17 protein-coding genes are annotated in these 21,340 nt (G+C 63.6%); 4 read left to right on the top strand and 13 right to left on the bottom strand.

The features are described 5' to 3' along the window. The first annotated feature begins 107 nt into the window (after positions 1–107). Positions 108–1,136, top strand: a complete 1,029-nt coding sequence (locus TZ53_RS05270) for a GlxA family transcriptional regulator (RefSeq protein ID WP_083199093.1) — start codon at positions 108–110, stop codon at positions 1,134–1,136. A 56-nt stretch (positions 1,137–1,192) separates the two neighbouring features. Here TZ53_RS05270 and TZ53_RS05265 read toward each other — a convergent pair whose 3' ends face one another. The 3 genes from TZ53_RS05265 to TZ53_RS05250 form a co-directional block, all read right to left on the bottom strand. Next, positions 1,193–3,766: a TonB-dependent receptor gene (locus TZ53_RS05265; RefSeq protein WP_025550601.1), complete on the bottom strand. Its 2,574-nt coding sequence runs from the start codon at positions 3,764–3,766 to the stop codon at positions 1,193–1,195. Positions 3,767–4,275: 509 nt separating this feature from the next. Next, a complete protein-coding gene (locus TZ53_RS05255; protein ID WP_044660652.1) occupies positions 4,276–5,550 on the bottom strand; it encodes a hypothetical protein in 1,275 nt (424 codons plus the stop codon). A 193-nt stretch (positions 5,551–5,743) separates the two neighbouring features. Then, positions 5,744–6,589 (bottom strand): sterol desaturase family protein, encoded by an 846-nt coding sequence (locus TZ53_RS05250; RefSeq protein WP_025550607.1) that lies wholly within the window; start codon positions 6,587–6,589, stop codon positions 5,744–5,746. Positions 6,590–6,673: 84 nt separating this feature from the next. Between TZ53_RS05250 and TZ53_RS25545 the strand changes: the two genes are divergently transcribed. Next, the gene (locus TZ53_RS25545) at positions 6,674–7,516 is read left to right on the top strand and encodes a LysR family transcriptional regulator (RefSeq protein WP_052628098.1); all 843 of its coding nucleotides are present in this window, start codon (positions 6,674–6,676) and stop codon (positions 7,514–7,516) included. 160 nt (positions 7,517–7,676) lie between these two features. Here TZ53_RS25545 and TZ53_RS05240 read toward each other — a convergent pair whose 3' ends face one another. After that, the gene (locus tag TZ53_RS05240) at positions 7,677–8,576 is read right to left on the bottom strand and encodes a LysR family transcriptional regulator (protein WP_025550700.1); all 900 of its coding nucleotides are present in this window, start codon (positions 8,574–8,576) and stop codon (positions 7,677–7,679) included. A 103-nt stretch (positions 8,577–8,679) separates the two neighbouring features. Between TZ53_RS05240 and TZ53_RS05235 the strand changes: the two genes are divergently transcribed. Both TZ53_RS05235 and TZ53_RS05230 read left to right on the top strand, forming a co-directional pair. Then, positions 8,680–10,668, top strand: a complete 1,989-nt coding sequence (locus TZ53_RS05235) for an oxidoreductase (protein ID WP_025550698.1) — start codon at positions 8,680–8,682, stop codon at positions 10,666–10,668. Beyond that, the gene (locus tag TZ53_RS05230; RefSeq protein WP_044660651.1) at positions 10,662–11,633 is read left to right on the top strand and encodes a TauD/TfdA dioxygenase family protein; all 972 of its coding nucleotides are present in this window, start codon (positions 10,662–10,664) and stop codon (positions 11,631–11,633) included. Before TZ53_RS05235 ends, TZ53_RS05230 begins: the two co-directional genes overlap by 7 nt. Before the next feature lie 105 nt (positions 11,634–11,738). Here TZ53_RS05230 and TZ53_RS25540 read toward each other — a convergent pair whose 3' ends face one another. The 9 genes from TZ53_RS25540 to cphA all read right to left on the bottom strand — a co-directional run bounded on the left by TZ53_RS25540 (position 11,739) and on the right by cphA (position 21,242). After that, on the bottom strand, positions 11,739–12,383 hold the full coding sequence (locus TZ53_RS25540) for a TetR/AcrR family transcriptional regulator (protein ID WP_128830827.1): 645 nt from the start codon (positions 12,381–12,383) through the stop codon (positions 11,739–11,741). 101 nt (positions 12,384–12,484) lie between these two features. Further along, positions 12,485–13,036 (bottom strand): hypothetical protein, encoded by a 552-nt coding sequence (locus TZ53_RS05220; RefSeq protein ID WP_025550693.1) that lies wholly within the window; start codon positions 13,034–13,036, stop codon positions 12,485–12,487. Between the two features lie 453 nt (positions 13,037–13,489). Further along, complete coding sequence (locus TZ53_RS26645; protein WP_157009776.1) at positions 13,490–13,639, bottom strand: hypothetical protein; 150 nt, start codon at positions 13,637–13,639, stop codon at positions 13,490–13,492. A 61-nt stretch (positions 13,640–13,700) separates the two neighbouring features. Further along, positions 13,701–14,615 (bottom strand): NAD(P)/FAD-dependent oxidoreductase, encoded by a 915-nt coding sequence (locus tag TZ53_RS05210; protein WP_025550689.1) that lies wholly within the window; start codon positions 14,613–14,615, stop codon positions 13,701–13,703. 4 nt (positions 14,616–14,619) lie between these two features. Then, on the bottom strand, positions 14,620–15,621 hold the full coding sequence (locus TZ53_RS05205) for an SDR family oxidoreductase (RefSeq protein ID WP_025550687.1): 1,002 nt from the start codon (positions 15,619–15,621) through the stop codon (positions 14,620–14,622). Positions 15,622–15,767: 146 nt separating this feature from the next. Further along, positions 15,768–16,778: a methyltransferase gene (locus tag TZ53_RS05200; protein WP_229742586.1), complete on the bottom strand. Its 1,011-nt coding sequence runs from the start codon at positions 16,776–16,778 to the stop codon at positions 15,768–15,770. Then, positions 16,771–17,595: a cyanophycinase gene (locus tag TZ53_RS05195; RefSeq protein ID WP_044660649.1), complete on the bottom strand. Its 825-nt coding sequence runs from the start codon at positions 17,593–17,595 to the stop codon at positions 16,771–16,773. Before TZ53_RS05195 ends, TZ53_RS05200 begins: the two co-directional genes overlap by 8 nt. Continuing rightward, the gene (locus tag TZ53_RS05190) at positions 17,588–18,472 is read right to left on the bottom strand and encodes an isoaspartyl peptidase/L-asparaginase family protein (protein WP_044660648.1); all 885 of its coding nucleotides are present in this window, start codon (positions 18,470–18,472) and stop codon (positions 17,588–17,590) included. Before TZ53_RS05190 ends, TZ53_RS05195 begins: the two co-directional genes overlap by 8 nt. Next, a complete protein-coding gene (gene cphA / locus TZ53_RS05185) occupies positions 18,465–21,242 on the bottom strand; it encodes a cyanophycin synthetase (RefSeq protein ID WP_044660647.1) in 2,778 nt (925 codons plus the stop codon). Before cphA ends, TZ53_RS05190 begins: the two co-directional genes overlap by 8 nt. Between the last annotated feature and the right edge of the window lie 98 nt (positions 21,243–21,340).

Genomic DNA, 21,340 nt, shown 5'->3' with positions numbered 1-21,340 from the left:
AATGGCCAAGTCCATGGCCTATTTTCTATGCATGCATCATGCGACTCTCCTGGCACTGGCGTCAGGTGTGGTTTTGACATCATGACGGGGGTAAATTACCATCCTGTATGGCTCGAGATATTGCAGTGATCGGATTTGACGGCGCATGTCTCGCCAGTGTCGGCTTGTTCCTGGATCTGTTCGGCCAGATGCGCCTGCGCGTGGCCGATCAGTTTCGAACAAGAGACGACATCGGCATGCACACACGCGCCAAATTGTTGGGACCAAGCCCAAGGCCAATTCAGGTCCTGGGCGGATGGAAGTTGCAAGTGGAAGATGGGCTGGAGGCAAGGCCCCATCTCTATATCCACGTGCCCGACTTCTATTGTCCGGAGGAAGAGACGCCGGAATATCTTGCCAAACTCCATTCCGTAATCGACTGGCTCCGCAGTCAATATGCAGGCGGCGCGCATCTGTCCGCCACTGGGCGGGGAATAGAATTGTTGGCGGAGGCCGGGCTGACGGGCAATGGGCCCGTGCCGGTGACGCGAGGCGCAGCCGCGGAATTCCGCAGGCGTTATCCGCATATCCGCGTCAACACGACGGACCCCATTGCCGAAGTCGACCGGATCATGATGGCCCGCGGGATGACGCACGAAATGAGCCTGCTCACCCGCCTGATCGGCAGGCTGTTGTCACCGACCATGGCAGGGACGCTGGCGGACGCGATGGGCATGGAATCGGACCGGCCCGGCCTGTCGGACGATCCCCTGGTCGCAGCGGCGCAGATGTGGCTTTCCGAACGGGCGTCGCGCGGGCTGCATATCGGCATGCTCGCGACGCATCTTGCGGTGAGCCCGCAGACACTGATCCGCCGGTTCCGCGCGAAGCTGGGCATGACGCCGCGGGACTATCTGCGGCTGGTGCGGATGCGCAGCGCGCAGTCGCAGCTACGCGATACCGATCGCCCGGTTTCGCAGATCGCGACGCTGATCGGCTATAACGATCTCAAATCCTTCCAGCAGGCGTTCCGCCACCATAGCGGGATGAGTGCGAGCCATTATCGCGCCCTCGTCCGGAACGGCGGCGATCCGCTTCCCTCCCCATCCGGCGCGGTGGGCGGCTCCGATTTCGCGATGCCACTGATATTGTGCTGAAGCTGCGGATAATGCGTGCGAATGGGGGACCGGCAGATGGCCGATCCCCCGATCGATCAGAACTGGACGCGGAATTCGCCGCCCATCGTCCTTGGCGGTTGCAGATAGGTCGCTGCCTGGGGATAGGGCTGCGACGCATTGAGCGCATTGCCCGCCGGGAATAGCTGGCCCAGATCGACATGGTTCAGCAGGTTCTTGACCCAGAAGGCCAGTTCGCCCTTCACCCCGTTGCCAAGCGGGATTTCGGAGATGCCCGTGCGCATATTGATGCGGTTGGTGAAAACGCCGGGATTATAGCGCGGCGAAGGCGAAGCAGCGGTTCCGGTCGAATTGACCACCGTCAGCAGCTTGTAGGGCGCGCAACATGTCATTTTCGAGCTGCGCGTCCAGTCGAAATGGATGTTGAAGACGCCGGGGTCGAGCGGCCGGCTGAAGTCCACGGAAACGGAGCCGGCATGTTTGGCCGCGCCTACGCCCAGCAGTTGGAGGAAGGATGCGCCGGGGTGGGCCGCCATATCGGCGGGCGATACGACCAGGGCGCCGGCACAATTGCCGGCCGGGGCCGCCGCGCACGGACCCGACGACAGGATGCTCGTCCCATTGGGTTTGAACGTGGTCAGTGTCCGCGGATCGATCCCGATCAACCGCTTGTTGCTGTCGACATAGGTATAGTTCGCCGCCAGGCTCAGCCCCGGCACGATCCGGGCGCTCAGTTCCACTTCCAGCCCCTTTGCCCTGTAGGGAACGGTGACGTTGAACGTGTCGGAAATGCTGGGGTTCGTTGCCGGGCTGGTCTGAATGGATTGTTGCTGATCCTCGACCTTATATTTGAAGGCCGCGATGTTCAAGGTCACGCGCCTGTCGAACCATTGGGACTTCATGCCGATTTCCCAGGACTTCAAAACTTCGGTGCCATAGGCGGTGAACACCTGCGAACGAACATTGGCGCCGCCATCCCGGAAGCCGGAGGCATAGCGGACATAGGTGTTCATGTCCTCGGTCAGCTTGACCTTGGCCGTGAAGGCGGGATCGACGCGCTTTTCCTTCGCCTCGTTGCGCAACTGCGTCGGCAGGATCACACCGTTGAAGATGTCGCGCCGGGCCCTCTTGGTGTCGTCGCTGTAACGCAGGCCCGCGGTCAGTTCCAGCCGCTCTTCCAATATGGGTGGCGTCCAGCTTGCCTGACCGTAGGCCGCATAGGCGTTCGTCTTGGAAAATTGGCGGATGAAGCCGCCATTGGGCGCGAAAGGACTGTAATAGGGGGCGCGGCTGGGGCCGCCGCCCGGCGTGCAGGGCGCGCCCGCTATGCCCGCCGGACAATTGGTGGAAAAGCCGGAATCACGTTCATCCTGCACATCTTCGTAGAAATAGATGCCGCCGACCGTGACGTTGAAGCTGGACGTCGTGTAGATCGCCTGAAGTTCCTGGCTGAAGACCTTGGAATCCAGATAATTGCTGGCCCATGCCTGCACGGGCGACGTTCCCAATGACGTAACCGCCCCGCCATAGTTGATGGAGCGACGCAATCCGGTGATCGACTTCAGCGTCAGCGCGTCGCTGGCGCCATAGGTCAGGTTCAGCACATGACCGCGATTCTTCGTGATGAAATAGAGCGAGGGAATCGCGAAGGGCGCACTGTCGGGATATTTGTCGAGATCGAGCGGAAACTGCTGATAGCGTCCTCCATCGGTCGTGAAGATCGTGGCCGGGCCTGTGGGCGGCACGGTGATGCCGCCATTGGGGTTCTCGATCGTGCCGATATTGGGAGACACCAGGATTTGCGGAAAGGCCTGATCGTCCTTTGCCCAGACATTGTCATAGGCATAGAAAATGTTGAGATCGCCGAAATCGCGTTCCACCGCGACCCTGCCGCCATAGGTCTTGAGCTGACGGAAGTCCCTGTCATAGTCTCCAGTCTTCCAGTGAAAGGATGAATAAGGGCTTGAAACGGGGGTTATGTTTTGCAGGAGAGCGCTCTTGACGTTCCGGAAATACCCACCCCGCTTGCGGTACATGCCCGACAACTGAATACGGAATCCCGCGATTTCCGGCATATCTAGACGCCCCTTGAGCTCATAGGCATCGAAATTGCCGATGCCGGCGCGGAAGTCTCCTCCCAGCACGCCGCTTGGCCGGCGGGAAACGATCTGCACAACGCCCGCCTCCGCATTGCGGCCGAACAACTGTCCCTGCGGCCCACGCAGCACCTCGATGCGTTCAGGCGTGATAAGGTCGAGCGCGCCGCCCTGGGCTCGCGGAATGTTGATGCCGTCGATATAGAAGGCCACGGCATTGTCCTGCGTGCCCTGGGACGCGTCCGATGTCCCATAGCCGCGCATCTGGAGCGCTACCCCGGTCTCAGTCCCGTTGAGCGGATAGGAAGTAAGACCGGCGATCTTGCCCGGCCCCAGATCATTGAGATTTTCGATACCCCGGCTGCGCAGCGTGTCTCCACTCAGCGCGGTGACGGCAAGCGGCACTTCCTGCAGTCGCTGTTCGCGCCGTGTGGCGGTCACGACGATGTCTGCATCTCCAGCCGTGGCGCGGCCGCCCTGATCCTGCGCGCTGGCAAGAGAGGGCATGGACAGGGCGGACAGGGCCGCACTGGCGAAAAGAAGCTGCTTTTTCATGGACGTCTCTCCCTATGATTTTGTTCTATGAGCGAGCGATGCGAATGCGCCTCCCGAACGGTTCCAAGGATGCATGGGAACCCGGCGCGGGTGATCCGGAGCAGGCGGAATCATGCCGAGACAAAGAAAGCACCTGCCCGCATCGCAATTGATGAAGCAGGCGGATCATGTCCGGAAATATGGCCAGGCGCCGCGCAGATCGCATCGTCCCTCCCCTTCGGACAGAACATCCGCCGTTCTCGCGGTCTGGATGCCGGCGGCTTCAACCGCCTGTCCTTGATCCGGCATATCAGCGCCAGAACGGTGCAAGGCTAACTACGGCGCATATTGCATGCAAGTGCGCCTACATAGATCGTATTTGTGATCTCTCCGACCATGGCCTCGGATGGAAAAGCCGGTTCAAGGCTCGATCGAGTTTTTACAGCGGTTGGGCACCAACAAGTGGCGGCTCAAAGCGCATCTGCGATGATCAGGCTGAATTGATCTGTGAAGACCCTGCGACCTTCCGCTCAATCGACCGCGAAGCGCCGGTCATAAGCAGCCTGGCGGCGCGCGATCTGTGCCTGCCTTTGCCGAGGCGTCACCTTCGCAACCGCTGGCGGCAAAGCCTCCCCAAGCCGCGCCAACGCCACTTTCCGGCTTTCGATCGACGGGGCTTCCGCATCGGGATCGGGGAAGCCCTGCCAACGGTGCAGGACCAGCACATCATGCAGCCCGCATGGATTCAGCCAATTATGCACGCCCGGGTCCGCCATGGAGAGGACATAGGTGAAGCGTCCGTCCGCATCCGGCGCCATTTGCGCATTGGTCAGGCTGATCTGCCTGTCGCGATTGGGCAGGCTGCGCAACCACAGGTCATGCAGGACGATGTCGCGATAGGTTGCGCCCGCCGCATTGGCCGTGATGATGACCGCTTCATCCTCGCGCAACGTGAAGTGGCCCAGGCTGCCCTGCTGGGTCACCAGTCCGCCCACAGACCCCGCTCCCTCGGGCGGCGTCATCATCTGTGGGCCGTTGAAGAACAGACGCTGGGCATAATAGGCATAGAATACATCGGACAGGATATTGCGAATGGCTGTAGCGGCCAGTTCATCTTCCGTCAGCGGGGGTCGCGTCGGCGGGTCGAGCCTGCGCACCTGCAACGCATCGGGCTGCTGCCGTTCCCAATCCCCCATGGAATCGCGGATGAAGAGATAGAGCGTCCCTGCCGGTATCTGGAGATGATTCCGCCGTTTCCCGGCAGGCATATCATCCAGGGTGAGCCTGTACCGGCCGTCCTCGTCAATCTCCATGGCAAGTTGTTCGAGCGATGCCAGCGTCGCGGACGTGGTGCTGTTGCTGACCAATTGGAAGGTGACGTAAGTGGACGGTTCGACCTGCCTTTGCCCCGTCAGTTCATAGCGTCCGCCTGCCGCGACGGGAATGATGCGATAGGCGTTGTTGGGATTGTCTCCACCCCATTTCGCGCCGGGCACCTTATGTCCGAACCATTGGCCGCCTTCACTATATACACGCAATATGCGGGGATGATTGGCATCCGTATTGGCGGCAACCAGCGTGCATTTGAAACAATAATCGGAAACATGGTCGTCGAACAGCGCCATCTGGTCGGCAGGCATGAGCCTGTCCGTCACGCGCCGCCACATGATCTCCGCACGGGCGCGAGCCGCCCTGACGTCCGGCCGCTCGAACAGTCGCATGGCGAGCCTCTCGAGATCGCGCTGGTCGACATTGGCCACCGGATTGGCGGCGGACAGAAAATAATCGCCAGTGTCAAGGGGCATCACATCCTTCTCCCATGCAGGCCGGCTATCACCAACAGGATCGACCATCCTATAGAACGATCGTTCTTATATTCGGCTTGAAGCCGCCAATCCATGGAGATATGATGCACTTGGTAAACTAGTTCCGTCAAGCTCTGGCTTCACCGCGGGGCGCGACGCCAATATCTTCGGACCCGAGGCATCCGGTGGCTGCTCAGGCCACTGCCCCCTCCGCCGCATCCGCCTCTCCGCTTTCCTTCGCCTTGGCGGGCATGCGCACCAGCGGATAGAACACCTCCTCCGCCCAATGGGGCTGCGCACCGGGCACGCCATAGCGCCAGGGCCGCCCCTGCGGAATGTGCAGCGTTCCGAAAATCCAGTCGAGAAAAGCGAAGGTGACTGCATAGTTGCGATAGGATGCGCCGTCCTTGCCATAGCCATGATGGCTATGATGCATACCCGGACTGATCAGCAGATGCTCGATCGCGCGGAACATGGTGCCGAAACGCGGATGTCGCCGGATAGCGTCATCCCAGCGAAAATGGCTGTGGGTGATGAGGTTCCAGCAGAAGATGGTGAGAATGACGAGGCCCACCGCGATCCCCTGCCCCAGATAGACCGCAAAGCCCGTAATCCATGCGGTCGGCACGACGAACGACCAGAACAGATTGATGCGCTGTGTCACCAGCACGTTCATGTACCGCCCCGCATGATGTGTCCGGTGTATCTTCCATAACCAGCGAAGCGCCGATCGGCGCTGCCCCTCATGCGCCCACCGATGTCCCCAGTAGAAGGCGAATTCCACCAGCAGGAACAGGCTGACATAGGAGGGCAGCAAGGGAAGGTGGGCGAGCGCACCCTTCCCCTGCGGCAGCAGCAGCGCGGCCGCGCCAGCGATCAACAGCCCGGCCAATATTCGCGTGACCAGCGGATTGAGCAGGGCGCACAGGCCGAGCACCAATATATCGTCGCGACGATAAATGCCGCGATGGCGGCCCATGAGAATTTCCGTTGCCAGGACGATCGCCGTCACGGCAAGCACCGGACCATAATAGGACATTGTTTCTCTCCTTGTCCGGCAATTTAGGCTGGCTTCGGGGAGGCTTCCAATTCATTGACAGTGTGATTTCGATGAGTTCAGCACATGGACATCCGTAAACTTCGCCATATCGTCGCATTGAGTCAGGAACGGCACTTCGGCCTGGCCGCAGACCGCCTTGGCGTGACGCAATCGGCTCTAACGCGCAGCATCCAGGCGGCCGAGGCGGAAATCGGCCTGCGCCTGTTCGACCGCGGGCGCGACGGCGTATATCCGACGCGCGCCGGCGAAGCGCTGTTGGCTGACGCGGTGCCGCTGCTCCGCCAGATGGCGAATCTTGAACGCAATATGGCGCTGCTTTCCGACCGCGGGTCCGGGGAAGTATGTTGCGGTTTCGGCCCCCTCGCCGCTGCATTGCTGTTGGAGACCATGCTGTCCCATGTCGCCCGCGATCATGGCGGCCTGAGGGTGCGGACGAAATTGGGCGATGTCGGGGAACTCCAGGCGTTGCTCCAGGAAGGGGAACTGGACTTTGCCGTCCTGGCCCATGTCCTTGTGGAAGACCGGCCTGACCTCAGCTTCAGGCGCATTGGCCGGACGCGGTTGGGCGCGTTGGTGCGACGCGGCCATCCCCTTGCCGGCCGCACGGTGGGGGAGGAGGACATCGCAGGCTATCCCATCATCGGCGGAACAGGCGGCAGCCCGATCTACGCGCCCACGATCAGTTGCGACAATTTCGAGATTGCGGGCCTGGTTACACTGGCAAGCGACGCTGTCTGGATCACGGCGGAGGCTTTGGCCGAAGATCGATACGCGCTTATTCATGGTCTGCCAGTCGCTCAGCCGCTGGAGTTGGTGGTGGCATCCCTCGCTCGACGTACATTATCGGTCCAGGCGCTGTTGCTGATCGATCTGATCGTCGCGGCCCTGCGACACCGATCGGCCTAGAGCCAATCGACATTCAGAAGATGACGAGCCGAGCCGAAGGCCACCGAAGGTAAAATGGTGGTTTTCCGTGACCCGGCGCGCAGCCTACTCAAAGTAGGTGAGCACCGGAAGCACGGAAAAGCGTCATTTGCAGGCCATCAGGGCTGAATGTCGATTGGCTCTAGGCGGAACTGCCCCAGTCGACCCGGCTTTGCAGGAACTCCGCCACGGCGCGGACGGCCTGACGCTTCATGCGATCCTGGGGAATGAAGAGCTGGACGTCGACGCTTTCCCGGTTCCACTCCGTCAATACCGGCTTCAGCAGACCCGATGTCAGTTCCGGAGCGACCAGCATTTCCAGCGTCTGGGCTATGCCGACTCCGGCGACCGCTGCGGCGGCTATGGCGTCGCCATGATTGAAGGTGGCGACGCTGGCTGGGCGTAGCGACCGCCGCTCCTTTCCGCGAACGAATCGCCATTGACCAACCGGCCGATCGACCGTGGCGTAAAGCACGCAATCATGATCGTGAAGATCGTCAGGCGTCACCGGTTCGCCGCGACGCGCCAGATAATCGGGCGAAGCCACCTGCACGAAACGGGTACGGCCCAGATTGACGACTTCCCCCTTCCCTTCCGCCGGTACGCCGACGCGGATGAGCAGGTCGAACGCTTCGGGCCGGAACATCATGGTGCGGTCCCCGACGCTAAGGTCAAGGACGATGCGAGGATGAAGGGCGCGCAACTGCGACAGGGCCGGCACGACGAAGCGCAGGCCGATCGCGCCCGGCGCGTCCAGCGCGACGCGGCCACTAGGGCCCATGTCGCTCATCCGCATCCGGCTTTCGGCCTGTTCCACCGCTTCCAGAATGGATCGCGCTTCTTCCAGAAACAAATGGCCCTGAGGGGTGAGGGCGAAGCGGCGTGTCGTCCGGTGGATCAACCGCGCGCCCAGCCGGTCTTCCAGCCGGGCCAGATGGGTGGAAACCATGGTCGGGGAAAGAGCCAGCCGCTCCGCCGCACGGACGAAGCTGCCCGAATCCACGATCGCCACGAACACTTCCAAACCCGTCAGCCGATCCATGATTATCTCTCATCATTGCATAATGTGTCTCGAACTGTGGTGATTATCCGCTCAGATAGCAATGCTAGAAAGAGGCGACTTCAATAATAAGCTGAGAGGAAGCATGGCCTATCCGCGCCTGTTCGATCCGTTCCGGATCGGCAATCTGACGCTCAAGAATCGCATCGCCATGGCCCCGATGGAAACGCATCTGGGCGAACCCGACGGCGGCGTGAACGAAGCGATCATCGCCTATTACCGCGAGAGGGCGCGGGGCGGCGCCGGCCTTATCATCACGGAATTCACCTGCGTCGACGCGGAAACCGGCTTCAGTTCCAACGTGCCGCAATTGCGGTTGGACAATGACCGGTTCAAGGCCGGTCACGCGCGACTGGTCGCCGCCATTCACGCGGCCGGAGCGAAGGCGGTCATCCAGATTTCGCACGCGGGGCGGCAGACCAAGGAAAGCGTGATCGGCCGCCAGCCGGTCTCATCCAGCGCGATTCCTCTTAACAGCATCTATATGAACGCCGTGCCCCGGCCGCTGGAGGATGAGGAAATCCACCACATCATCGGGCGTTATGCGAATACGGCGCGGCTCGCCATGCTCGCGGGCTATGACGGCGTGATGCTGCATGGCGCCCATGGCTATCTGATCCAGCAATTTCTTTCCCCGCTGATGAACCATCGTGACGATGAATGGGGCGGCGATTTCGAGCGCCGGCTGCGCTTTCCCACCGAAGTCATCAAGGCGGTGAAGGCGCAGATCGGGAACAAGCCGCTAATGTACCGGATGTCCGTGGTGGACGGCGTTGAAGGCGGCATCACCATCGAGGACAGTGAGAAGATTGCGCCGCGTCTTTGCGAAGCCGGTGTGGATGCCGTCGACATCAGCTGGGGCTTTCTGGAAAGCGCCCATCTCATCCTGGAGCCGATGTCGGTCGAGGAAGGGGATCGCCTGCCCTATGCCCGCCGCATCCGGGAAGCGACCGGCAAGCCGGTAATCACCGCAGGCGTGATGCGCTGGCCCGACAAATGCGAGCAGGCAGTGATCAATGGCGACACCGACATCGTGTCGCTGGGTCGCGCGCTGCTGGCCGATCCGATGTGGCCGATCAAGGCGCAGCGCGGATTGGTCGACGACATCCGGCCATGCACCTCCTGCAACTGGTGCATTCGCGAACTGGCGCAAAGTCGGTCGGTCGCCTGCGCGGAAAACCCCCGTTGCGGCAAGGAGACGGAAGCGGAACTGGAGCGTTTCGCCAATGGCCTGAAAGCGGCGGTGATCGGCGCGGGCCCGGGCGGCATGGCCGCGGCCCTGCTTCTTGATCAGGTCGGCTTTGCCGTCACCCTGTATGAAAAGCGCCAGCGTCTGGGCGGCAATCTTATCACCTCGGCCGTTCCTCCCGGAAAGGACAAGCTGTTCTGGTATCATAAATTCCTGCTGAACCGGGTCGAACGCAGCACCATCACCGTGCGCGCCGGGACGCAGGCGACGCGGGAGGTGATTGAAGAGGACCAGCCAGACGTCCTGATCCTCGCCAATGGTTCGCGGCTGGCGCCGCTTGACCTTGCGAGCTGGGGCAATTTGCCGACCGCGCCAGCCTATGAAGTGCTGATGGGCGAAACGGATGTCCCGCCATCGACCCCTGAACGGCCGATCGTCATCTATGGCGGAGGTGAAACGGGAACGGAGACAGCGGAATATCTGGCGCAGGACGGGCATCATGTGCTGCTTGTCACCCGTTCCGACGCCAAGTTCCTCGCCCGCAACGCCGAAGTGCTTTACCGCGGCGCTCTGTTGCAGCGGCTGCATGGCAATGCTGCCATCCGCATTCTCGACAACACGACGCTGCATGCCGTCGATGGCGAGCATGTCACGCTCTCCGGCGATGGCGCGCTGACGGATCAGCCGGCCGCGGCCCTGCTGCTGGCCCATGGCCTGGTGCCCGACAGCGAATTGCCGGACGCTCTCACCGGTCTCGACATTCCGATGATCCGCATCGGTGACGCCGCGCAGGTTGCGCGGATCGGTGAAGCGGTGCGCGACGCCTATCGCGCGGTGCAGGATCTGCGCCGCCTCATCCTGCAACCGGAGCCGATCGCATGCTGAACATCGCCACCACCATCGAACGCCGCCCGCTCGACGCACCTTTCGGACTGGAAATCGTCGGCGCGGACCTGACCCGCGATCTGGACGGCGCGACCCGGAAGGCGATCCATGATGCATGGATCGACGCGGGAATCCTGCTCTTCCGCGACGTCCGCAACGACGACATGGCGCAGATGCGCCTCAGCACCATCTTCGGGGAAATGGAACCCGCAGCCACGGCCGATCTGAACGATCCCGTCAATCAGTTCATGATGACGCTGGCCTATGATCCGCAGGACCCCGCGGGCCGACCCAACCCCTTCTATCGCGTGGATGGCATCGATCGCGCAGGCTGGCTGGGCTGGCATTGGGATCAGAGCTTCATGCCTACAATCGTGCGCGGCGCCGTGCTGCGCATGACGGAACCGGCCCGCACCATGGGGGAAACCGGCTTCATCGACGCGATCCAGGCCTATGACCGGCTGTCGCCGGACATGCAGAAACGCATCGAGGGGCTGGAGGTCGTTTACGAATTCAACCCCGATTTCTGTTCCGGTCAATTCGGCTTCCCCACCGACATAGAACGCCTTGACGTCGGCGCGACGGTCAAGCCGGGATCGCATTACAATTTCCCGCCTGTCGTCCATCCGCTGGTGATCACCCAGATGGAAACGGGCCGGAAGGTGCTGAAACTCTCGCCCATGCATGCCCGCTATGTGCTGGGCATGGAAAGGGCGGAAAGCGATGCGCTGCTGACAGAGCTGGCGGCACATCTGGGTGATCCAGCCCATGCCTATTTCCACAAATGGCAGGAAAACGACATGGTCGTCTGGGACAATTGGCGGATCGTGCATTCCGCCAATGGCGTTCCGCTCGACTGCAAGCGCAGCGCCCGGCGCACGACCATTGCCGGCGACTATAAGGTCGGGCGCTATCTCGACCCAACACTCGATCGGGACCGCGAAGTGAAGCGGCTGGTGGACTGAACGATGGCGGAGCCGTTACTGACCGGCGCGACGATGCCGGTCAGCGACGATGGCCATGCATCATGGATATGATCTATCCGCCGGACGAAGGAATGCCGAACGGCATCAGGACCAGCCGCGGAGGAACCTTCCGGCGATTTCCCGCGCCCGCCCTTCGCGGTGGACGAAGCCAATATCATCGACCATCACCCGAAATCCCTGGGTGATGAGGCCTTGCAGGTCGAAGGCGGCGTCCTGCGGATCGCCCGGGCGCAGCACGCCGTCCGTCATCAGCCGTTCGAAATAATCGCTGATCGGCCGGAAGCCCTCATAGGCATTGGCAAGCAGCATCGCGCCCAGATGAGGAAAGTCGCGCCGTTCCGCCACCGCGATCTGGAGCAGGGTCCGCCCCATGGGGCGGCATATCGCGACCTCCGTATAGGTGGCGATGAACCGCTCTATCGTTCCCAAGGGGTCGGCCACATCCAGTTCCAGCGCCCAGAGACCGGACCGCACCGCTTCCATGCTGCGATGGATCAGCGCGGTGAACAGCCCTTCCTTGCTGCCGAAACGGCGATAGATGGTGGTCTTGCTGACACCCGAACGCTCGACCAGCCGGTCCAGGCTGGTGCCGCCGAAGCCCGTCAACGCGAACTCCTCCAGCGCGATGTCGAGCAGCCGGTCGATGCGCCGGTCGACCTCTGCGCGCGGCAGCCGACCGCCCTGCCAGCGCTTCCCTGCCTGTCCTGTCGTCATGGTCTCGCCGCTCATCCTGCGCGGATAACCCGGCGCGCCGCGCAAACCAAGGGGCAGTCCGCGCCGGTTCGCGAAATCGCTCCTGCGGGAAGCGGCACCGCCATTATCGGCGCCCTTCAATGGCGTTGGAGCGCGCGCTTGGCCTCTGGCGTGATGGTATAGACCGCTTCGCGCTGCGCCCCGCGATTGGGATGATCGACCCGATACCCCTGATAGTGGCGGCGCAAAAGGCCGGCGCGGACCAGGTCCGATACGACCCGGCTCACATTCGTCCGTCCCGATCGCAATATTCGCGACTGAACTTCCTGTTCGAGCTGCCGTTCCACCTCTTCGGGATCGGCCATATTGCCCGGACGCGACATCAGATCGGCGTGAACCGCATCGATCATGGCGCGACGCCGACAATCCCGTTGCGCGAGAGGCGCCAGCGCCTGGCAAAGCCAGTCACGGACCGGCACCCTCCCCTTGCCGCTGCCGACATAAGGTCCCACGCTGTCGTTGGAACCCGCTTCCTGAGCGATCAGCTTCAGCACCAGCAATGCATAGCGGGGCCGCTTCGACACCGTCGATATGCGTTCGACAAGATCGGGAAGCGCGGACGTCACGGGCAGCGAGGGCGGCCGGGACGCCGACGGTGATTGCTCGAAGAGATCAGGCTGGTGGAACATATGTGGAATCTAGCACATGCTGAGTCCGTGTGAATCCCCCTCTGCGGCGATCTTCCAACAAAAAGCACGGATGACACTTTACCCGGCAAGCGCGTGGGATTTCGCAGTCCATTGCCATTTCCTGCGGCTCGATCTGAACGGCCAATGGTCGTGACCTGTCCGGCGCCGCGAAGAATGCTCTTCCTTTCCGAAAAATCAGCCGTGACACTTAATCCCCCGCGCGCGAATTCGGTAAAGTGTCACACATGTCATTCAGCGCGGTTCCCATTCTTCGACAGGTTCGCGACGGCTTTTCTGCACGATGATCTAATATAGTTTTACGCGATAACGGATTTGCCGGAACGGCCGTGAAATCGGGTCGTTGCAGAATAAACCAGCCATCAGGGGTGAAGATGTTATGAAAATGGCTCCCGCGTTTCTCATTGTCGCACTGACCGCATGCGCACCTTCCGATCAGGGCGATTCCGGTGATTCCACTTTCGCGCCGAGCAACACGACCGCAGGCACGGTGCCCGACGGCATTCCCGGCGAAGGCCCCGGCAGCGCCATGACGGATGGCGAGACCAGCACGCGGGGCGCCGTTTCCGCCAGCGACAGTCCCACGGCAACGCAGGGATCTTCAGGTTCCTCCGCGGCACAAAATGGGTCCGGGCGATAACGCGCCTTATCGGAAGAGCGAAATCTTCGCCGCCAGATCGTTTCGGATCGTCGTGGCGGCGACGCCCCCCTCCCCCATGGCGTGGCTGATCTGGTCCAGGCCCTTGGCCACGTCGCCGGCCGCATAAAGGCCCGGCACGCTCGTTCGCTGATGGTCGTCGACGATGAGGCAGCCGTCGTCCGTCGCTTCGGCCTCCAGCATCATCGCCAGTTCCGACCGGATGATCGATCCAAGCGCCGGATAAACCGTGTCATAGGCTTGCGCCCCATTCGGCGTCGGCACCGATATGCTTTCGCCGTCGATGCGCAGCGGTTCGCAAGGACCGTTCACCAGGGCGATGCCCGCCTCCTCCAGTCTTACCCGCTGGTCGGCGGACAGTTCATGATCGCCCTCAGGTGAAATCAAGCTGATGTCGGGGGAATAGGTGCGCAGGAACATCGCTTCGTTCGTCCCGCGCGTGCCCGTTCCGATGACGGCGATACGCCGGTCGGTGACTTCGTAGCCGTCGCAGATCGGACAATAGCGCAACAGCCCCTGCCGAAGCGCGGCATCGTGCACATCGGGCGATATGGGCGGCGCATTGTTCACCACGCCGGTCGCCAGCAGGACGCTGCGCGCCTGCCATGTCTCGGTCCCGATATGCGCCAGGAAAATATCGCCGTCCTTTTCCAGTCCCGTCACCAGCCCTTCCGTCACCTCACCTCCGAATTCCGCCGCCTGCCGGCGCATGAGCGCGAGCAGCTCCCGGCCCGATATGCCGCCGGGATAGCCTGCATGATTGCGGGTATGCGGGATCAGCGCAGCGCGGCTGTTGCCCGCGTCCGCGATCCTGATCCTCAAATGGAAGCGGGCCAGATAGATGGCCGCCGTAAGGCCGGCGGGGCCTGCGCCCACCACCAGGCAATCCAGGGGCTTCGTCATTCCGCTAACGCCCGGGCTGCCGGCGCGGCGTCAGCAGGCCGAGTAGCAGAACCCCGGCCGCCACACCCGCGCCGGTGGCCAGGGCGGCCTTCCGCCGTTTCGTCGCGGGTTTGCGGAACCCGCCGTCGATACCGCCGCTGTCCCGTGGCGGATCGAACAGATTGCCGCGCGTGACCGGCGCGCGTTCCGCAGAGGCAAAATAGCGCCCGAACGCCAGATTCCCGATCCGGCTGAGCAGCGAGGGCGCCAATGGATGGGCGAACCGCACGGCCCAGGTCGGCGTCCCCAGCAGCAGGCTGTCGCGGGGCCGGTCCGCCAGGCGCACCACGGCGGCCGCCACCCTCCTTGGATCGAGTATGGGCGGCGGGGCGGTCAGCGCCTTGCCGGTATAATTGCCGGCGTGGCGTAGCGCGGGCGTATCGACGAAGGCCGGATAGACGTCGCAAATATGGATGTCCGGCCATTCGGTCATTTCCGCGCGCAATGCTTCCGAAAAACCGCGCAGGCCGAATTTGCTCGCCCCATAGGCGGCGGCATAGGGCGTGCCGGTCAATCCGCCTAGCGAGATCATGTTGACGAAAATGCCGTGCCGCTGGGCCATGAAGATCGGCAGCACCGCATGGGCGTCGTTCATATGGCCGATGAGGTTGGAACGGATCGTCCGTTCGTGCACCTCGATCGGGACGTCCACGAACTTGCCGACGGCTCCGACGCCGACATTGCTGAACCAGAGGTCGATCGACCCGCAAAAATCGCGCGCCGACCGGGCGAGCTGACGCACTGCATCCGCATCCGCCACGTCGAGCGGTACGACCAACACCTCCGCCCCGGCCCTGCGGCACGTCTCCGCCACGGCTTCCAGCGCCTCGCCATCCCGTGCCGCGAGGACCAGCTTTCCTCCCCGGGCTGCGAACGCCTGCGCCGTGGCCTGGCCTATGCCGCTCGACGCGCCCGTGATGACGATATGGGTGCAGGGCGTTCGCGTGCCCCCGCGGCTCTTGTTCATGATCGCTCCTGTCAGCCTGTTCACCGATAAGCGCGAGAACGGGACTCCCGTTCCTGATCCTGGTTCCGAAAGCCGATTTTCCTTGCCATGGGTTAGGCCGCGTGGACGAATTCGGAATGTGGGGAAATGGCCAGTTGCGGGGCGCGTCAGTGGCGCCTCGTGAAGATAGCGGCGACCAGCGCGATGCGTTCGACATCGCGATAGGCCGGGCCTTCCAACTCTTCCCCGAATATGTCCGGGTCGATTTCGCTATAGCACAGAGTGCAATCCCGGCTTTCCGCCAGCGCCGACAGCCTTGCGCGCAGGGCGTCCGCCCCGCCGACGATGGCGCTGCCGGTGTAGAGCAGCAGGCGACCCTCCCGCTTCAGCCGGGACAAGGCGCTTTCGGCCATCCTCCAGGCCACGGCTGCGCCATGCCCGTCCCCGCCGTCGCGATAGGCGCGGCCTTGCCGATCCCTGATATAGGGCGGATTCGCCACGATCAGGTCGAAATCGCCCGCCACCGGGTCCAGCGTGTCGGCCAGCACATAGCCGGCGCCGAACCCGGCCACGCCCGCATTGATCCGCGCGAAACGCAGGGCGGATGCGTTGACGTCGGTCATGACAATGCAGGCCTGGGGGCATGAGCGGGCAGCGACGATGGCGCCGACTCCGGTACCGGCGCCCATATCCGCGATCCGCGCCCCTCGCCGCGCCGGGCGCATCGCAAGCCCCTGACGGATCAAGCGCGCGAACCGGTAACTGTCCGGGCCGAAGAACACGGCATCGCGATCCACCGTGGGGTAGCTGGAATGAAGGAACAGATCATCATCCAGCGAGGAGACCCGCACGCGGCTCCTCATCATCCCGTCCGCCCGGTGCTCGACCATTTCCGCCCGCTTCAGGCACTCCATTACGGAGCGATCGAGAAGGTCGGGAGAGAAGGGCCGGTTCCACCCGAACACATCGCGCAGGTCACGCGCCGGACGGGCGGCGTCGCGCGCCAATATGCGCGAATGGGAAAGAGGCGTCGGCGTTACAAAGGCATAGCGCCGCTTCTTCAGAAGCAGCAGGAGTTCGCGCAGCGCTTCTTCCTCCATGGCCGCATCTTCCGGCTTGCGCGCCAGCATGGCGGGAGGGGGAATTTCAGCCTTCCGGAAGGCAGAGAGATCATGCATGCCGAACCCCTGCCTGATTGGAACCTGGCGCTTCGGGGCAGCGCCGCTTGAGGTCGAAGCAGTCGCCCTGGCTCAGGACATGCAGGCGGACGTCATGCATGGACAGGGTGCGCTCCGGACTCGCTTCGGCAATATTGGAGTGGGTGACGCCTGAGCCGTCGACGATATAGACCGCCCCGGAACCGATCACGCAGAAACGGTGCCCCTGGACCAGGATGGCGGTATCCTCATCGATGCCGATGCCCAGCACGCGCGGATTTTGCGCCACCGCTCCCATCAGGCGGCCGATGCGTCCGCGCTCCGCGAAATGCTGGTCGATGATGACATCGCGGATCAGACCCAGGCCGGGGGCCATGTGCAGGTCGCCGATGCGGTGCGATTCCTGGCTACTGCCCTTGACCAGCATGGTCTCGCTCATCACCGATGCGCCGGCGGACGTTCCCGCCACCACGCCGCCTTCCAGATGAATCTGCCGGACCATCTTCTCCACCGGCGTGTCGCCGATCTGGCTGGAAATGCGCAGTTGATCCCCGCCGGTGAAGAAAATGCCCTTGGCATTTTCGAACAGGGTCGCCGCGCTGGATTCCAGCGTTTCGCCCCGTTCATGCACGTAAAGTTCCACCAGATCGTCAAGGCCCAGATCGCCAAAGGCCTTCCGGTAGGATTCGAAATAGCCGTCGGGCTGGTGGCTCGCCACCGTGGCGATCACCAGTTTCCCATCCTTCACCCGCTCGGCCACTTCCTTAAGGATGCGCTTTTCGCCTTCCTTGTCTTCGCGCCCGCCGATGATGATCAGCGGGCCTCCTTCCTCAGCCATCAAGCAGACCCTCCAGTTCCTGTCGGTGGACAGCGCCATGCGGCTCGGCAAGACGGCTGCCGTGGATCGCGACCGCGAAATGGTCGCTGTTATGCGCGACGCCGAAACGCCCGTGGCGGTCGATCAGGATCGCGCCCCCTTCCCCGCCCACGCGGTCGAGCTGCGCAAGGCCGGTTTCGGCGGCGGCGCAGAGCGGTCCGGCTTGCAGCGCGTGCATGACATGCGCGGCGATGGTCGTGCGGATGATCATTTCGCCGTCACCGGAAAGGGACACGCCGCCAATGCCGTCATCGGCATAAAGTCCGCAACCGGGAAGCGGCGAGTCCCCGATCCGGCCCGGATGCTTGCCCGGCAAACCCCCGGTCGATGTCCCGGCCGCGATATGCCCCTGCATGTCGATCGCGACGCAGCCGACGGTATCATGGGCCTTGGCATATTCCGATGCCATGCGGTCGGGCGCGATCATCTCGGCGGGATCGCACAGCGCTATCTGCTGCTCCTCCGCAAAGCGTTCCGCCCCCTCTCCGGCCAGCAGCACCGGCCGGGCCGGGATCAGAGCACGCGCGGCGACGATCGGGTTGCGGATGCGGCGGACGCCCGCGACAGCGCCCACCGAAAGATCGCGGCCGTTCATGATCGCCGCGTCCATCTCGACCGCGCCGTCGGCGTTCAGGACGGAGCCGAAGCCCGCGTTGAAGATGCTGTCATTTTCAAGGACGCGAATGGCCGCCTCGACCGCCGCGACGGCGCAGCCGCCAAATTGCAGCACGATCGCGCCCGCCGCGGCGGCTGCCCGGCACCCTTCGCGGTTACGGTCGTGCAGCGCGACGTCGATCGTCTTCGCCCCGCCATGGACGATCAGGGCCCATTCAGACATGGGCCGGCACCATCTGCTCTCCGGCCGCCGCCGGCGACCCGAATTGCTGTACCTGTCGCCAGACCTTTTCGACCGATGTGGGCAGGATCACCAGCAGGTCGCCGGGCCGGCCCTTGCACAGCACGGCCTCGACCGCCTCGAACTCATCCACGATCCGGTGGATGCGCTCGTTCGGCATGCCGGCCCTCAATGCGCCCTGGGACAACAAGGCATTGGTCTCGCCCCGGGGCCGGCCGCGTCCGTCCGGCGCCTCGCGGAATATGATCTCGTCGAAGACGCCGGCCGCGATCTGCCCCATCTCGACAATGTCGCAGTCGCGCCGGTCGCCGGGAATGCTCACCATCCCCACCGCGCGTCCATGGGCGCCGCGCAGCCGGTCGACCACCTGTCCCAGGGCGATCAGGCCAGCAGGATTATGGGCATAGTCGACGATGATGCGGATGCCGTCCCGCTCCATCATGTTGAGCCGCCCCGGCGACTCCTCGAAGCTGGAGGTGAAGGCGCGCAGCCCTTCGCGGATCGCGTCCAGCGGGACGCCATGGGCGAAGCACATCGCCACCGCCGCCAGGGCATTGGCGATGTTGAATTCCGCTATGCCGCCCAGCGTGGCCGGGATTTCCGACGCGGGCATCAGGGCGATCCGCTCCTCGCCGCGATGGATGACGATGGTGCCGCCCGTCTCGTCCGGATCGCGGGTGACCGCCAGGCCGCCCGCCAGCAGGTGACGGCGCAGCATTTCCGCCATGCGCGCGCCGCCTTCGAGCGAGAACCAGACGATCCGTCCCCGCGCATGGCGGGCGATGCGCCGGCACATGGGATCGTCGGCGTTCAGGATCGAAAATCCCCTGCGGGCGACATTCTCCACCACGACGCCCTTGACGTCGGCCAGCGCTTCCACGGTATCGATGCCCTTCAGGCCCAGATGATCGGCGGTGACGTTGAGCACGGCGCCGACATCCGCCCCGTCATAGCCCAGCCCCTCCCGCAATATGCCGCCGCGCGCCGTTTCCAGCACCGCCACATCGACGGAGGGGTTGCGCAGGACCATGCGCGCGCTGCGCGGCCCGCTGGCGTCCGCCTTCTTCAGCAGATGGCCGTTGAAATAGACGCCGGACGTGGTTGTCATGCCGACGTTCAGGCCATGCTGGCAGAGGATCCGCCCGACCATGCGCACCGTGGTCGACTTGCCGTTCGTCCCGGTGATGGAGAAGATCGGGATGCGGCTGGAGCGGCCACGCGGAAAGAGGGCGTCGATCACAGGACCGGCCACGTCGCGGGCCCTGCCGCTCGATGGTTCGAGGTGCATGCGGAAACCCGGCGCGGCGTTCAGCTCCACGATGCCGCCGCCCGTCTCCCGCACGGAACGGGCTATGTCGGGCGACAGGAAATCGATCCCGCAAATGTCCAGTCCGGCAGCGGCGGCCGCCTGCTCGGCGATCAGGCGATTGTCCGGATGGATGTCGTCGGTCCGGTCCACCGCCGTTCCGCCGGTGGAAAGGTTCGCCGTGTCGCGCAGGCGAACCCTCTTGCCAACGCCCGGCACCGTTCCAAGCGTCATGCCGTCTTTGGCGAGCAGGGCGATCATCGCATCGTCCGCGACGATACGGGTCAGCGCATTTTCATGCCCCCGCCCCCGCCGCGGATCGTCGTTCACCCGGTCGATAAGCTGGCCGATGGTGCTGAAGCCGTCACCCACGACTTCGGCGGGCATGCGCTGCGCCACGGCGACGACCTTCCCGGCCACCATCAGGATGCGGTGATCGTCGCCGGGCAGCTGCTCCTCCACGATGACCCGGCGGCCATGCTGCCGGGCGCGCATCACCGCGGCGCGAAGCGCGGCCTCGTCCCGGACCTGCGTGGTGACGCCGCGTCCATGATTGCCGTCGAGCGGCTTCACCACCAGAGGCATGCGCAGCCGCCGCGCCGCGCCGACCGCTTCTTCCTCGGAACGCACGACCACGCCCCTGGGGACCGGCAGGCCGGCCTCGTCCAGCAGCTTCTTGGTCAGGCTCTTGTCGCCTGCGATGTCGACGGCGATCTGCGACGTGTCGCCGGTGATGCTTGCGCGGATGCGCTTCTGCCTGCTGCCATAGCCGAACTGGATCAGGCTCTGCTCATTGAGGCGCGTGACCGGGATGCCCCTGCGCCGGGCGGCCGCCACAAGCGAGGCCGTGGTCGGACCCAGCGCGTTCCGGCGCAATATCTCCCGCAAGGACCGGATCAGGGCATCGGCATCCTGCGGATCGGCGGGCATCTGAACGCCCAGCTTCTCCAGCCCCTTCACCTCGCCCAGACCTTCCGGCAGCAGCGAAGCGACCAGTGCGATGGCGAAGGCGCCCGCCGCCATGCCGGCCTGTTCGTCGCCATAGGTGAAAAGGATGTTGTAGAACCCCGGCTTCCCCTTGACGGAGCGCGTCTTGCCCCGGCTCACCGGGCTTCCCGCCATGGTCTGGAGTTCCAGCGCCACATGTTCGATCACATGGCCGAGCCATGTCCCCTGATGCAGCCGCCGGACGAAACCGCCGGCCTGTCGATAGCTGCAACCATGATTGGCGAGGCCGGGCAGGCGGGCCAGCAACTGTTCGGTGAAAAGCGGCAGGCGGTCGGTCGGCCATGCCTCCAGCCTGCCAAGGTCCACCTGAATGCGGGCCATCGGCCGCATGCCGAAGATATGGGCGCCGCGATACAGGCTGCGCTCGACAACGGTCAGGCAGGGTCCCGACGCGACCGCACCGGGATCGGCGGTCGCGTGCTGGAATATCTCATTCATGAAGAAGCTCCACTGGGCTACCTGGCCGGCAGCTCCGATCCAACGGGCTCGGCCGACTTCCGTTCCAGCGGAATTGGGGATGAAGGGCAGGTTTAACT

Origin of the sequence: Sphingobium sp. YBL2 (genome assembly GCF_000943805.1) — a bacterium.
GTDB lineage: Bacteria > Pseudomonadota > Alphaproteobacteria > Sphingomonadales > Sphingomonadaceae > Sphingobium > Sphingobium fuliginis.
This window is presented reverse-complemented; position numbering and strand designations above follow the sequence as displayed.

Coding starts and splice junctions, on each gene's coding strand:
- TZ53_RS05270 (WP_083199093.1), top strand. CDS start 108: ATGGCTCGAGATATTGCAGTGATCGGATTTGACGGCGCATGTCTCGCC.
- TZ53_RS05265 (WP_025550601.1), bottom strand. CDS start 3,766: ATGAAAAAGCAGCTTCTTTTCGCCAGTGCGGCCCTGTCCGCCCTGTCC.
- TZ53_RS05255 (WP_044660652.1), bottom strand. CDS start 5,550: ATGCCCCTTGACACTGGCGATTATTTTCTGTCCGCCGCCAATCCGGTG.
- TZ53_RS05250 (WP_025550607.1), bottom strand. CDS start 6,589: ATGTCCTATTATGGTCCGGTGCTTGCCGTGACGGCGATCGTCCTGGCA.
- TZ53_RS25545 (WP_052628098.1), top strand. CDS start 6,674: ATGGACATCCGTAAACTTCGCCATATCGTCGCATTGAGTCAGGAACGG.
- TZ53_RS05240 (WP_025550700.1), bottom strand. CDS start 8,576: ATGGATCGGCTGACGGGTTTGGAAGTGTTCGTGGCGATCGTGGATTCG.
- TZ53_RS05235 (WP_025550698.1), top strand. CDS start 8,680: ATGGCCTATCCGCGCCTGTTCGATCCGTTCCGGATCGGCAATCTGACG.
- TZ53_RS05230 (WP_044660651.1), top strand. CDS start 10,662: ATGCTGAACATCGCCACCACCATCGAACGCCGCCCGCTCGACGCACCT.
- TZ53_RS25540 (WP_128830827.1), bottom strand. CDS start 12,383: ATGAGCGGCGAGACCATGACGACAGGACAGGCAGGGAAGCGCTGGCAG.
- TZ53_RS05220 (WP_025550693.1), bottom strand. CDS start 13,036: ATGTTCCACCAGCCTGATCTCTTCGAGCAATCACCGTCGGCGTCCCGG.
- TZ53_RS05210 (WP_025550689.1), bottom strand. CDS start 14,615: ATGACGAAGCCCCTGGATTGCCTGGTGGTGGGCGCAGGCCCCGCCGGC.
- TZ53_RS05205 (WP_025550687.1), bottom strand. CDS start 15,621: ATGAACAAGAGCCGCGGGGGCACGCGAACGCCCTGCACCCATATCGTC.
- TZ53_RS05200 (WP_229742586.1), bottom strand. CDS start 16,778: ATGCATGATCTCTCTGCCTTCCGGAAGGCTGAAATTCCCCCTCCCGCC.
- TZ53_RS05195 (WP_044660649.1), bottom strand. CDS start 17,595: ATGGCTGAGGAAGGAGGCCCGCTGATCATCATCGGCGGGCGCGAAGAC.
- TZ53_RS05190 (WP_044660648.1), bottom strand. CDS start 18,472: ATGTCTGAATGGGCCCTGATCGTCCATGGCGGGGCGAAGACGATCGAC.
- cphA (WP_044660647.1), bottom strand. CDS start 21,242: ATGAATGAGATATTCCAGCACGCGACCGCCGATCCCGGTGCGGTCGCG.